Raw genomic sequence first — 14,098 nt, forward strand, 5'->3', positions numbered from 1 at the left:
CGTTCCGCTGCAAAAACAAAGCATTAACAAATGCCTCACGTTTGAGCTAGCGCAGATTTAACTCGAAAATGCGATCGTAATCACGCTGGTCGCGCGCATTTTACCGCAAATATGAGACTATCGCCACGAAAATTATAGGTGTTTTCATACCAATACATTACTTTGTTAAATGATTTTTAGATCAGACTGAACGAATAAGAACCTGCAAGGTTATGCCGTATACGAAAATCTGATAAAAAAACTATCGCATTAATTTTAAAGAAATAAATTTCAGCTGTTCAACCACGAGAACAATTGTGACATAAATAATACTCCCCAAATGAGTCATCACTTGAGGAGTATTGGTATTTTGACATCAAAGTCACATCAGTTGTGATCGACTATGTCTACAGCTTACCTTAGCCTATAAACTATTCTCTAGAAATGGCCTTGATAACCAAAGTAAGTCGTCATTTCAGACTGTCCTTGGAATCCCATTACAGTGCGATTTGCCACTAACTCTTCGTCTAACAAATTCTCTACACGAACATACAGCTCGTGCTGCTCAGTCAAACGGTAAGTTGCGGCGATATCAACTTTCCATTGACTATCGATAGCACGCTCATTTGTGAAGCCACCTTGATAACCTAATTCAGATTGATACAAGGCTTGAGCCATAATAGAAAAGTCGCCATAAACAATACCTGAGCTTAAGGTCAGTTGTTGTTCAGGTACCCAAGGTAATTGACTATTAGCAGCAAAACATCCCATCAACTCATTGCAATTAGCATTATCTGTTTCAGCTTGGGCATATTGATATTTGGCTTTAAGAGGAATTGAAAAATTATCAAAACTAACGCCATAGGCTATGCTCAAATCTGCGCCGACAACTGAGACATCTTTAATATTCTCTTGTAATGATATTTGCTCATAATCACATACCATGCCCGGCAAACAGCTTACATGCTGGCTATCGTAATCATGCATATAAGCCGTCATGGCAATCGATAAAGCATCTTGTTGATAGCTTAACGCTAATTGATATTGCAGTGCTTCTTGCGCCGTTTGCTCAATATTGCCAGCTGATGCGGCGGTCCAAGCTTGTTTGGCTTGTAACGCGGCTAACCACGGCCCACTCTGATAAGCCACTTCAATAGATGGCGACCAGCCATCATCAGAAAAATCAGCAGCGTTAAGACTCGTATTTACATCACCAAGCTCGCGCGAAACACTGACATGCTCATAACCTAAACCAAGGTTAACAGACCACTGACCATAATTTAATTTGGTATCTACCGCAGATGAAAAAGCTGAAGCATCGTCAGTATAAGTCAGAGCATATTCATTATCTGTGGTGGGTAAAAGTACTAAATCATTGCCCCATAACCAATCTCGTTGACCTAAACGCATTTCAGCTTTGTCGGTGTGATAACGTGCACTATAAGTCACTTGATGTTGACCATACATAGTGACCCCTTTAGTTTGCACACCAAAGCCAGCAAAGTCGTTGTTTTGCGTTAACGCGCCTAAGTTCATGCCATCGACAGTGGGTGATGTTTCAAACGTCGCAATGTCAGTTAGTGAGTCATTATCAATCTGCACACCATCAACAAAACGCATTTCTTGAGATTGTTGCGAATAGGTTTGATAGTAAAAATCAGTATCCATGGTTGACGTCGCTGACAATATCACCTTATGAGCGAGTACATAACGTTGACGTTCGCCATCTGTGTTATCTGTGCTGGATGCGGAATATAAGGCAGTCGGGTTTAAGGCGAAATCTGCAGAGGTTAGCCCTAAGTTTCCGCGATCACTGTCTTGCGATGAATACTGGTAACTGAATTCGGTAGTCTGTTGGTTGCGCGCACCAGGTAAACTTTTGGCTGCTATTTTAAATAAAATATCTTTTTGGGTGGTATCGGCCTCTTGCGAAATACGATAACCGACATCGTCTGACGCTGATTGATAATCAACCGCCAGTAACATACCAGATTCTTTTGAAGTGCCACTCACTATGACACCACCATTGATGGCGCTATTATCACTGCCTTCAAGGTTAACATCAGTTGCAGCTTTTTTAGGGCTAATTTGTACAGACTGATAATCCAATTTACCAAAAGCGGCTTCAGAGCTTTCGGTGACACTGGTCATCCCCGTAAAGGATACTTGTTGTTGATGCAACAAATTAGGTTGCAATACTAGATGTTGTCCTGAATACGGCGCCGGAGAAAAGAAGATTCCATCTTGTAAAATAGCAACACCGTCTGTGGCCCCCGCATGGGTGAACATCACATTTTGATGTGGCGTAGCAGGTAATACTGTTGCGCCCGCCAAACCGAGCACAATATCACTCTGACGATAATGATATTGGCTTATTGATGACTGCTGCAACTCAAGTTGATTATTAATCTTATCAATAGACTCTGTTACCGTTTCGGCAACAGCATTGGTTGAATAGCAAACATAAAGCACTGCGGTGGCTATCACTGACAGGCTAAATGGGTGGTTAGACATATTAATCTCCGTATATGTGTCTGTTCACGCAAAAATCGCTTAATTTGACAAGTTACTAACTAAAACATAGGCATCACAATAACGGTTTTTTTCACATAAAAATAGCGTACTTTTAACGTTTACTCGACATTGAGATGTGCTATTTTCAAAAAAAGCGGCTAAAGCCGCTTTATGATTACCGAGTTAATCAATTGAATTATAACTTACCTAAAATTTCATCACTCAGTTTGAGATCATCATTTTGGTTAACGCTTACGCCAGCAGCAATAATCATCCGCGCAATATCTTGAGCTTGTTCTAATGAGTGCATCTCGTATGTGCCACATTGATACTCATTTAATTCAGGGATATCTTTTTGATCAATCACATTTGTGACGTCAATCATGGCTGCTAACCAAGCATCGGCAACGTTACTTTCTGTCGGTTGACCAATTAAGCTCATGTAAAAACCTGTGCGACATCCCATAGGTGAAATGTCAATAATCTCAATACCATCACCATTCAAATGATCACGCATAAAGCCAGCAAATAAATGCTCAAGCGTATGAATACCACGCTCGCTGAGGATATCTTTATTGGGTGCACAAAAACGCAAATCGAATACAGTAATAGCATCGCCACTTGGCGTGCTCATATGCTTAGCAACACGAACCGCTGGCGCATTCATACGTGTATGGTCTACGGTAAAACTGTCTAATAAAGGCATTGCTTTCTCCAAAATAAATTTAAAAATCTTACAATATAAAGCCTAATAACCAGATACTATCACTATTCCAGCGTTGTCACAGTCAGAGTTTACTGCGCATGTTGTTCATCTATTTCAAACTGACTTAACGCATCTTCGGTATAACTAAAATAACGTTTCACAGACTTCTCATTAGCGATATATGACTCTAATACTTTATTAAATAGCGGATCTTTAGCCGCTTCATGATTAAGGACATCATCTCGGGCATTTTTTAATGCTCGCATAACACTATAGGGAAAAGCTTTCACTTGGACATTGTGTTCGTTAAGCAATACGTCCATGGCAGCAATATGGCCTTGAGTATAATCATCTAACATATCTTGGTTAATGGCACTTGCCGCAACTTTAACCATCATTTGTAAATCTTCAGGTAAGGCAGAGAAAGCCTGCTTGTTAATGAGAAACTCCATAGTCGATCCAGGCTCGTGCCAGCCTGGATAATAGTAGTACTTAGCCACCTGATACAAACCTAGCGGTAAATCATTATAAGGGCCGACCCACTCAGCAGCATCAATAGCCCCGGTTTGGAGCGCGCTATATAATTCCCTGCCAGCTAGCGCATCAACAGGAACACCACCCAATTTCTTAAGCACCTCGCCCCCAATGCCAGGTAGGCGCATTTTAAGGCCTTTAAAATCTTCAGGTGTAGCAATGACTTTATTAAACCAGCCGCCCATTTGCATGCCGGTATTTCCTCCTGCCAACGGTAACACGCCAAAAGGCTGATAAACTTCCTCCCACAATGCCATTCCACCACCATAATGAAGCCATGCATTCATCTGTTGTGCGGTTAAACCAAAAGGAATTGATGAAAAAAACTGCGCAGCGGGTGCTTTGCCTTTCCAATAATATGAAGCGCTATGCGCCATTTCAATGGTGCCGTTACTTACACCATCAAAAACCGATAATGCAGGCATCAACTCTCCGGCGCCATAAACCGTAATCACTAAACGTCCGTTTGACATTTGTTTGACTAACTGGGCAAATCGTTCTGGGGCCATGCCTAAACCGGGCAAGTTTTTCGGCCATGAGGTTGCTAAACGCCATTTAATAACTTGATGAGGGAGTAAATCAGTTTGAGAAACAGAGTTTGCCTTTGCAGGCGCCTCTTGTTGACAGCCAAATAGTAATATAAGAACCATTAACCAGCAGATTGGTACCACCTTGCCCATGTCTATATCCTTTATCAATCAGGCTCTTCTACTCCATGACTGTAACATATTCATAACGAGTGACAAATACAACTGATTTACGACAAAAACAAAAAACCTCACGTCATCAGTGAGGTTTTTATACACTAGACAAAGTGAGAAACATTAGCCTTTACAGTTAGGCGTTTTAGGTACTTCATCTAAAGCTTGCCATTCTGGCTGGCTGTAAGCATTGATAGATAAAGCATGTACACCATTGGCTAATTCGTCTGCAAGTGCTTGGTTAACCAAACGGTGACGAGCAAGTAAACGCTGTTCGCTAAATTGATCGCTAACTACAACCACTTTAAAATGGGTTTCTGAATTAGGCGGCACATGATGACGGTTACTTTCATTAATCACCTCTAGATGCAATGGCGCAAAAGCGTGATTCAATTTATCGGTAATGATTTGTTCGACAGACATAGTGATACTCTTATTAATCCATATCGATGAAATCGCAGGGTACTGGTTTGCCGAATAAAGGTCAAACAAGCAGGGTAAAAGTTAACGTTTGAGCACAGCTTTCTCAAGTCGAACTGACATTAACTCCTTGGCCAATCGGTTATATCGACACTATCGATACAATATAACGCATGGCTCTCATCATGTTGCTGTAATGCCTCACGTCCCAACCATGCATTAATAAATAATCCTTGTGGATCGTATGTCTGCTGCTGTTTTTGCAGATTAAAACGTCTCGAACCGCGTGGGTCGGCGCCAACACCGGCTAGATACTGCCAATTGCCCCAATTCACAGCTGGATCATAATCAATTAATTGCTGTTGAAAATACGCCGCCCCATAACGCCAATCACATTGCAGTTCATTGACCAAGCAACTTGCTACAATTTGCCTGCCGCGGTTTGACATATAGCCAGTGTCATTTAACTGCTTCATCAATGCATTCACAAACGGATAAGGTGTCGTGGCGGTTTTCCAAGCTTGAATGCGTTGGGCGTAAAAACTGGTTAATGGTTTACGCCCATTAATGCCTGAAAATCTAAACACCAGCGTATTGAATTTATGCGCGTAAAAATGGAAATACTCACGCCAAAGCAGCTCATACAAAATACACTTGGTCGATTCGTTAGCACCTTGTTGCAACTCAAATTGCTTTAATGCTACCACGACTTGTCTTGCCGATAAGCAACCATTGGCTAACCAAGGCGAAAACTTTGTTGAGCATTCCCAGCCATCAAGTTCGTTGCGTACAGTTTTATAGTTATGGGCTAAATTTGACGAAAAGTAACTGTCTAATTGCAATTTCCCTTGTGCTTCACCACCGCAAAAGACATTGTTCATCGTTTGAGTTTGTGGCAACCAACTAGGATAAGCCAGCCAAGACTGAAGTTGTTTGTCTTGTGGCTTAAGTGCAACCATAGGCGGGAGCCAAGATACTGCATCAGTGGCTGGGCTGATATTAACATTGTCGACCTTTTTACGAAACTGGCTGAATGTCGCAGCCAGATCGGCTAATTCAAAAGGCAGTTGCTGCAGCTCAAACAGCGTTTGCGTAGTAATAGTCGAATATTCAACATTGGGGCATTGCTGCTGAATCACTTGCCAAGCCGTTTGCTCATCGGCACCACTATGGTTACTACGGTATACCCTTGAAATATTATGAGCTTGAATTATATAGGGTAACGATTTTTGCGCTGAGGCATAAACAATATGCACCTGTTGACCATATTGATTCAACGTTTCGTCTAAAGCCCGTAATGACTCCAGTAAAAACCGCAGTCGGTACTTACCAACATAATCAGCCTGATATTGAGCTTGGCGAAACCAGCTAGGGTCGATGCAGTACACCACCATCAACTGTTGTGCATGCAGGGCGATATCTGCAAAAATGGCATTATCTGCTACTCGCAGATCATCACCTAACCAATAAAGTGCATTGACAGTAGATTGTGACGTCGATTGTAGGTTCGAGTCTTCGAAAGTTTGCCCACCAGCATTATTCATCTATTCATTACCACAGTTTGTACCAATGGTAATGAGTACGTATACATAGCGGTTAACGGTTCAATAATGATCCATTTTAGCGATATTCTCAAACTAGCTCGAGCTTCGGTCTCCGAGGTTCTAGAGTCGCTTCGCTGCTAGTTCGCTACGCGGATACAGCACTTCAATTTTACTCGATATCGCTTGTCATCTCTGGGATAGAGACTGCTTAGCTGCTGAGATTCTATAGCATCTAGCCGCGCAGCGTCCTAGCCTCTAGGCCTTTCGCTTTTAGCTATGGCCATTAACGATATCTGTTAACCATAGTAATTAGGGATAATTTGTCGAAAAGTAAAATTAATACGCGGTTCAACCACCTTAAGGCGTTTAGGTAAAGCATGTTGCCAGTGTTGCTGCATACTGGGATGCATAATGAGTAAATCACCAGATCCAAGTGCAAAATTCACTTTTATTTTAGTGTTTTTGTGACGCACAACAAAGTCTCTACAGGCGCCTAAAGTAACAGAGGCGATAGCAGAACCGCTAACAATCTCAGGTTCATCATCACTGTGCCAGCCCATACAATCATGGCCATCAGCATAACGATTAACCAATACTGAATTAGTGTCTATTTGATGATCATTAAGTAATTTGGCACGTAATCGGCTCAGGACTCTGGGCCAAGGTAATGCGGTAATGTGTAATTTAGAATAATGATAATCGCATCCAGGATCACCAAACCACACTTGGGTTCGAGGAGTCAGATGCTGTTTACCGTATACCTCAATTGAAACCCGCTCTAATGGATATTGATTCACTTCATTGAGCAATAACTGCTGTTGCTTGGGCGATAGAAAACCTTTAATCCAAGTAACTGGGGGGCTAATTGGATTTTTAGCCGATGGCTCGACAACATAATCTTGGGTTAAGCCGTCTTGGGACCCACCGAAATCTAACCCATGTTGAAATCCTGCCACCTCAATTACCCTCTTATCACTCAGCCTAGTTAATACCAACGCTTAATCTTGGCAATCCATAAACCTGATACCGCAATAACAGCCATTAGGATCAATACCGCAAAATAGCCAAAGCGCCATTTTAATTCAGGCATATTATCAAAATTCATTCCGTAAATACCCGCCACTAAGGTTAACGGTAAAAAAACGGCGGTAACTAGGGTTAATGTCATCATGACCCGATTGGTTTTATGAGCACTCACCGAAATAAAGCCATTAATGAGGCTATCCACTAAGCCTTGATAAAGACTGGCACGACTGGATAATCGCTCAAACTGATTATATAAATAGCTTAGCTGTTGATAATCCATCTTAATATGTTGATGGCTGTCATCGCGAAGCAATTGTTGCAATATCTCTTCGAGATAACTGAATGAACGTTTTGCTTTTTGTAATTTACTGCTATAACCGATTAACTCTGCCAGTAAATCATCAGATGACACCTCAAAAATCTCATCTTCTATGTCACTTAAACGCTCTTCTAACGCTAACATCACAGCTAAATAATCAACCACAATTTGGCGCATGAGATCAAAGCACACTTGACTCATATCAGCATTATCAAGCTGACCATGCTCAGAGATCCGTTGGGTAACCTTACTGACACTGACTGACGGTTTAATATGTTGAGTGACTAAAAAGTGATCATTTACATGCAGTAGTAACTGGCTGCGTTCAAGCAGAAGATACTCTTCTCGGTCCATAAGCTCATGGGTGAGCAAGTATGAATGTGTCTCATATTCTTCAAACTGCGGAGGATGACGTTCACGTTGCGCGTCTTCAAAATCGAGATGATCGATACCAAAGTAAGGATATTGCTTAAAAAATGCTTGGCTATGTTGACTGGTAATATCGACCCATATTAAGTGCTGTTGTGGGTCATATTCAGCCATAAGGGCCTCATCTCCTTGAGATAATAATAGACCTTGTGCATTGAATAACATTATCTTTATTGCCATGAATAGCCCTTTTAACAACTCATTATTGCAGTAAAAATAGCCTAGTTTACCCTTTCAAGCTCAGCAATCGTCTCAATATGTTGTTTAATCTGCTCAAAATGACTATTAACCCAAGCACTGCTAATTGGTCCCCAGGTTGATATGCGATAATAACCATCATTATGACGTTGGCCTTGTTGCACAAAGTCCACTTCAATCCCAATATCGACAAATGCCGCTATTGCATCTTGCAATGTTCTTCTGGGCATCAGAGTCAGTTTTTGCAGGCTTAATAAGTTGTGCTGTTCTTCATCAAGCAAATGCGCTAAATATAATTTCCGTAAAAATGCTTTTTGCGATTTATTGATCACGTAATTATTTGAAAACATCTTTTACACGCCCTATTGTCTCTATATCACTCAGTTGAAATTACTGTATCAATAGCCCGTCACGCAAGCACTATTACTGGAGTGGCTTTATTACTGCATAATTAATTACTGATTGTTAAGCCACGGCATTGATTTATCGATACCTAAGATGATTAACTCTACCTAAGTTAAAACAATCTAGTTATAGTTTTTAATAATAGAAATAGCAGACATGGATAGCGAACAAACATGGATACTCCACCGCACGTGAAGAGCCCATTCGAGCAACCACCAATCAATGAGCCTGCAATAATAAGCGATACCGCTATATTATCCGCAGAAAAATTGTCAGCAGAAAAAGAATCATCAACAAATATTTATGATCATGGCCGACGTTTATCTCAAGCCGATTACATTCAGCTGGCCGACTTACCACTGAGCAATATTGATGCTAACTATCCTAAGTTATTGCTCATCATTAGTACGCTTATAGCAGTGGTTGCCTTATCGCTATTAAGTGTATTTCAATTAATCGCTCAACCACTGCCATTAATGATAGCCCTAGTAGGGCTAGTTTCAGTAACCTTGTTGGCCGCTATAATCATTAAACTTATCCACCTCAAAGCCAGCAAAATTGCTTATGGATTGTTTAAACATGAAATGGTGCTGCGTGAAGGATTATTTTGGATATCGACAACAGCGCTGCCCTATACTCGGCTGCAACATGTTAATTTGTCTCAGGGACCTCTTGAGCGAAAATACAACTTGGTCACCTTAAAATGCTTTAGTGCTGGCAGTGGATTAGCTGAAATAGATTTACCAGGCCTCAATGCTGATTTAGCTGAACATTTACGCCAACACTTATTAAGCCAAGCGGCAGCGAGTCACCCGTCAGACATCGCCGAAGATGATATGGTTGAAACAAGGGCACCTAACCAAGAAACTGATACTTTATCCATTTATCCTGCGCAACAGGATAACCATAATGGATAAGCCATCAACAGCAGATAACCATCAGCCGCATGGAACGGAAGCCGTTGTCACTGTTCAACCAGTTGATGCAGCACGCAGCGATATTAATCATACGCTAACCGATAACATCAATATCGCAAGTGATTTACAGCAATGGCAAGCACTGTCAGCGTGGTCTATCGTCAGTAATATTTTCAGTACCTTAAAAAGCATCCTTAGCAATGGCTTTGCTATTGTGCCCATTGTTTACACTGGATGGAAACAAGGTTTTGACATGCAATGGGGCATATTGGCGTCTGGCATACTATTATTGCTGGTGACATTATTGGCGATAATAGAATGGCGTAAATTTCGCTTTCGTCTTAATAACCATCAACTTGAAGTAAAACGCGGCTTATTGTTTACTAAAAAAGATGAAATACCCCTTAGCCGTATTCAAAATATTCGTTATGAACAACCCTTTTATTTTAAGCCACTGTCACTTGGAACCTTAGTGATTGAAACTGCAGGATCTAAGAATGATGAGGCTCACTTAGCGGCTTTAGATACCCAACAAGCGCAAACCCTAAAACGTTTGCTGCTAAATTTACCCCACGCAAAAACACTATCAACAAGTGAACATTCACAGGTTAATGAACAAGATAGCGCAGATACCTCCCAGACTGTAGTGCGTAAAAGTTTATGGGATTTAGTGTTATTTGGCTTTTATCAAAACAACTTTATTTGGTTTGCAGTCATTGCCGGCCCCATAGCAGGCCAAGTCAATTGGGATAACATATTTGACTCACCAGTGGCGCAGCAATTTTGGCTATGGGCCCAACAACAAACCCATCAAAATATTGGCCTACAAACCATCATGGTCATAGTGGTGTTGTTTGGGGTTTACAGCTTGTTTTCGTTAATTTCAATTATCGCGGCAATCTTAAAATATCATCCATATCAGCTCGACAAACATGATGATACTTTGCAGCGCAGTGGCGGTGTGATTTCACATCAACAAGATGCCTTGGCTATAAGGCGTATTCAATTAGTGCATGTTCAACAACCTATCATTGCACGTTTATTTAACCGCTGGACCTTATACTTCAAACAAGTCAAAGGCCATGAGGTTGAACATAAGACCAAGCAACACATGTTAGTTCCAAGCGTTAAGTCAGCTGAAATAGAATCTCTTTTGGCAAAAATACCTCACCTCAGCGGTGGAGCAAGCGCACTGCCCAACAGTTACTCGCCTATTCATGTTAATTGGCTAACCAGAAGAATCGCGCTGCCACTGACCCTAGCCAGTGTAATCAGTATCGCGGGGTATTATGGCCATCAAAGCCTTGGTTTTTTTGAAGTGATTTGGTTTGCCGCCACCATGGTAATAGTCGCACTGTTTATCCGCTATAAACAGTGGGGTTATGTCGTAGCAGATCAGGTGATTTGGCAACACAGTGGCTTTTTAGGTCAACAATGGAAACGAGTCACATTTGAAAAAGTTCAACACGTTTCGATTACTCAAACTCAAAGCCAAAAACAGGCTAAACTAGCATATGTTGAAGTTGGGTTAGCCAGTGGCAGTGTGGTGTTCCCATATATACCCATACAAGTGGCCGAACTGATTATTACACGATCACTTAATGCAACGAGTCACGATAACCGCAATTGGATTTAGCAAAATGAATCAAATAATAACAAGTGTTACCCCAGACCATGTAATTGATTTTTGGTTTGTGCAACTATCCTCTAAGCAATGGTGGATAAAGGATTTAGCTCTTGATTTGCAGATAAAACAAGCTTTTAGCACCACGCTTGATGCAGCCGTAAAAGGTGAATTACAACATTGGCGTACTAATGCTCAAGGCCGATTAGCTGAAATTATCGTGCTAGACCAATTTTCACGAAATATTCATCGCGATACCCCAGCGGCATTTGCCGCTGACAATATCGCGTTAGTACTTGCACAAGAAGCTGTAACATTAGGTTGTTTAGCTCAGTTACCAACACAACAGGCGGGCTTTTTAATCATGCCCTACATGCATAGTGAATCAATGATAATCCACCAACAAGGCTTGCCATTATTTGAGCAATTTGCGCCCAATAATCTGCCCAGCCAACAGCAACATCAAGCTATTATCGCGCAATTTAATCGTTATCCACATCGAAATAAAATATTAGGGCGCGACTCTACAACTGCCGAAATCGAATTTTTAACTCAACCCGGCTCCAGCTTTTAAGCAGATTAAAAACATCGTTTGGTAATACCCTAGCCAGCTTCAACAAGCCATGCTATTTAACCACTAATACCGGGCAATCAGCTTTATTGGCAATGGCTTCGGCTACATTATCATGTAAAAAATGAGCCAACCCGCTTCTGCCATGACTGGCAATTACTACCATACCAATATCACCTTTATTGGCTTCGGCTAAAATTTCGGTAATCGCATCGCCACGGCGGATAACCGTTTCAATTTTTAAATTAGTATTTAGCTGCCCAAGCAGTTCATGCATTCGACTCGCAGCCGCTTCTTCCATACTTTTAGCTAACTCTTCGGGAGTAATCGCAAGTACCATATAATTTTCATCACCAAAAGGCTGATCAACTACGTGCACAATACGAATCCCAACTTGGTATAAATTTGCCATTTCAATGGCATAACGTAATGCATGTGACGCCGTATCAGAAAAATCGGTAGGCCATAAAATATTACGAGTACGCATATTATCTTCCTCCATATCATTTGCTAAAACATTACATACCAGATAAACACACTCTGTTTCGTTTCACCAATATAAGTTTCATCAACGCTGAATAACACCCCACGTTTAAAGATATGTTCAGCATTGAAGTTAAGTATAGTCAATATTAAAGAGTCACTTAGTGATCAAAGTCAAATCAAAACCGAAAACTTGCTTTAGATCAAAAAACAACCTAACATTAGACCGACTAATCAGTCGGTTTATTGAGTTGTTCAATATGACACTCAGCAAATCAACATCGTTATTTTTGTTGGAGACAAAATATGAATATGGCCGTTGATAATATTGAAACACAACTACAACAATCACTAGCCGATCAACGCGCGCGTTTCCAGTCTAATCCAGCACCTGATTATCAATCACGAGTCGATAAATTAACTCGTCTAAAACAAGCATTACTCGATAACCAGCAAGCTATTATCGATGCCTTAATCAATGATTACGGTCATAGATCGCCAAATGACACTATCATTTCCGATATTATGCCTTGTGTAAATAACATCAATTACACCATCAAACAGCTTAAATCATGGATGAAACCCAGTCGACGCCATGCCGGTTTATTACTGTCGCCGTCTAAAGTTTCGGTGCAATATCAGCCATTAGGCGTGATAGGTATCATAGTGCCGTGGAACTTCCCAGTCATGTTATCAATGGGTCCGCTAATCACCGCCATTGCCGCCGGTAATGGCGCAATGCTCAAAATGTCTGAGTTCACTCCGGCAACGAATGCGGTATTAAGTCAGATGTTGGCAACAATATTTGACCCTACAGAAGTTGCAGTCGTTGAAGGTGAAGCCGATGTGGCCGCGGTGTTTTCAGGATTACCGTTTGACCATATTCTGTTTACCGGTTCTAGCGTTGTTGGCCGCCATGTTATGCGCGCCGCAGCGAATAACTTAACCCCAGTCACCTTAGAGCTAGGGGGCAAATCGCCAGCGATCATTGCTCCAGATATGCCAATAGACACAGCAGTAGAGCGACTTATTTTTGGTAAGTGCTTAAATGCGGGGCAAATATGTGTCGCCCCTGACTATGTCTTATGCCCAGCAGAAAAAGTTGAGGCATTTATTGCCGCTTACCAACGTCGATTTAATAAAATGTACCCTAACTTCGACACCAACCCAGACTACGGCAATATCATTAATTATCGTCAGTACCATCGCCTAATCAAAGTGTTAGACGATGCAAAAGCCAAAGGTGCAAGCATCACTTCCGCCATTACAGGCCCAATATCAACAACACAGCGGAAAATAGCCACTCAACTAGTGACTAATACCACTGATGATATGCTGATTATGCAAGACGAGATCTTTGGACCTTTATTACCGATTATTAGCTACCAGTCGATTGATGAAGCGATGGCTTACATCAATAAAAACGATCGTCCATTAGCCTTATATGTGATGAGTTTTGAGCCACAAATTCAACAAAAAATATTAGCTCACACTCATTCTGGTGGTGTATGCATTAACGATACGGTATTTCATGTTGCCGCCGATGATGCGCCCTTTGGTGGCATTGGTCCATCAGGTATGGGGCACTACCACGGCAAAGAAGGTTTTTTAACCTTTAGCCACGCTAAAACCATTCTACACAGCGGTAAAATAAATAGTGGTATCTTGGTTCACCCGCCTTATGGCGGTATTATCCAACGGTTATTAATGAAGTTTTTCTTGCGTTAA

At 41.3% G+C, this 14,098-nt stretch carries 13 protein-coding genes; 4 read left to right on the forward strand and 9 right to left on the reverse strand.

The window, feature by feature from the left end; all coding sequences use genetic code 11:
• Positions 1-417: 417 nt before the first annotated feature.
• The 8 genes from ACED29_RS02120 to ACED29_RS02155 form a co-directional block, all read right to left on the reverse strand.
• Positions 418-2,493, reverse strand: a complete 2,076-nt coding sequence (locus ACED29_RS02120) for a TonB-dependent receptor domain-containing protein (RefSeq protein ID WP_371696872.1) — start codon at positions 2,491-2,493, stop codon at positions 418-420.
• Between the two features lie 196 nt (positions 2,494-2,689).
• Complete coding sequence (luxS, locus tag ACED29_RS02125; RefSeq protein ID WP_124015669.1) at positions 2,690-3,199, reverse strand: S-ribosylhomocysteine lyase; 510 nt, start codon at positions 3,197-3,199, stop codon at positions 2,690-2,692.
• A gap of 89 nt (positions 3,200-3,288) precedes the next feature.
• Complete coding sequence (locus ACED29_RS02130) at positions 3,289-4,413, reverse strand: TRAP transporter substrate-binding protein (protein ID WP_273058577.1); 1,125 nt, start codon at positions 4,411-4,413, stop codon at positions 3,289-3,291.
• A gap of 144 nt (positions 4,414-4,557) precedes the next feature.
• Complete coding sequence (locus ACED29_RS02135) at positions 4,558-4,857, reverse strand: BolA family transcriptional regulator (RefSeq protein WP_124015667.1); 300 nt, start codon at positions 4,855-4,857, stop codon at positions 4,558-4,560.
• A gap of 119 nt (positions 4,858-4,976) precedes the next feature.
• Entirely contained in the window at positions 4,977-6,398 is a 1,422-nt protein-coding gene (locus ACED29_RS02140) for a DASH family cryptochrome (protein WP_371696874.1), read from the reverse strand.
• Positions 6,399-6,694: 296 nt separating this feature from the next.
• A complete protein-coding gene (locus ACED29_RS02145; protein WP_371696876.1) occupies positions 6,695-7,354 on the reverse strand; it encodes an alpha-ketoglutarate-dependent dioxygenase AlkB in 660 nt (219 codons plus the stop codon).
• Between the two features lie 29 nt (positions 7,355-7,383).
• Positions 7,384-8,352 (reverse strand): magnesium transporter CorA family protein, encoded by a 969-nt coding sequence (locus ACED29_RS02150; RefSeq protein ID WP_124015664.1) that lies wholly within the window; start codon positions 8,350-8,352, stop codon positions 7,384-7,386.
• Between the two features lie 41 nt (positions 8,353-8,393).
• Positions 8,394-8,720: a winged helix-turn-helix domain-containing protein gene (locus ACED29_RS02155; protein WP_124015663.1), complete on the reverse strand. Its 327-nt coding sequence runs from the start codon at positions 8,718-8,720 to the stop codon at positions 8,394-8,396.
• A 228-nt stretch (positions 8,721-8,948) separates the two neighbouring features.
• Between ACED29_RS02155 and ACED29_RS02160 the strand changes: the two genes are divergently transcribed.
• From ACED29_RS02160 to ACED29_RS02170, 3 genes are read left to right on the forward strand one after another with little or no spacing between them, the layout of a single operon-like run.
• Entirely contained in the window at positions 8,949-9,692 is a 744-nt protein-coding gene (locus ACED29_RS02160; RefSeq protein ID WP_371696878.1) for a PH domain-containing protein, read from the forward strand.
• Positions 9,685-11,328 carry a PH domain-containing protein gene (locus ACED29_RS02165; RefSeq protein ID WP_371696880.1) on the forward strand — a complete coding sequence of 548 codons (1,644 nt, stop codon included), beginning with the start codon at positions 9,685-9,687 and terminating at the stop codon, positions 11,326-11,328. The genes ACED29_RS02160 and ACED29_RS02165 overlap by 8 nt, the downstream gene beginning before the upstream one ends.
• A 4-nt stretch (positions 11,329-11,332) precedes the next feature.
• Positions 11,333-11,890: a DUF924 family protein gene (locus ACED29_RS02170; RefSeq protein ID WP_182697838.1), complete on the forward strand. Its 558-nt coding sequence runs from the start codon at positions 11,333-11,335 to the stop codon at positions 11,888-11,890.
• A 52-nt stretch (positions 11,891-11,942) separates the two neighbouring features.
• Here ACED29_RS02170 and ACED29_RS02175 read toward each other — a convergent pair whose 3' ends face one another.
• A complete protein-coding gene (locus ACED29_RS02175) occupies positions 11,943-12,374 on the reverse strand; it encodes a universal stress protein (protein WP_124015659.1) in 432 nt (143 codons plus the stop codon).
• A 302-nt stretch (positions 12,375-12,676) separates the two neighbouring features.
• Between ACED29_RS02175 and ACED29_RS02180 the strand changes: the two genes are divergently transcribed.
• Positions 12,677-14,098 (forward strand): coniferyl aldehyde dehydrogenase, encoded by a 1,422-nt coding sequence (locus ACED29_RS02180; protein WP_371696883.1) that lies wholly within the window; start codon positions 12,677-12,679, stop codon positions 14,096-14,098.

Origin of the sequence: Shewanella sp. 5S214, assembly GCF_041439795.1 — a bacterium.
Classification (GTDB): domain Bacteria; phylum Pseudomonadota; class Gammaproteobacteria; order Enterobacterales; family Shewanellaceae; genus Shewanella; species Shewanella vesiculosa.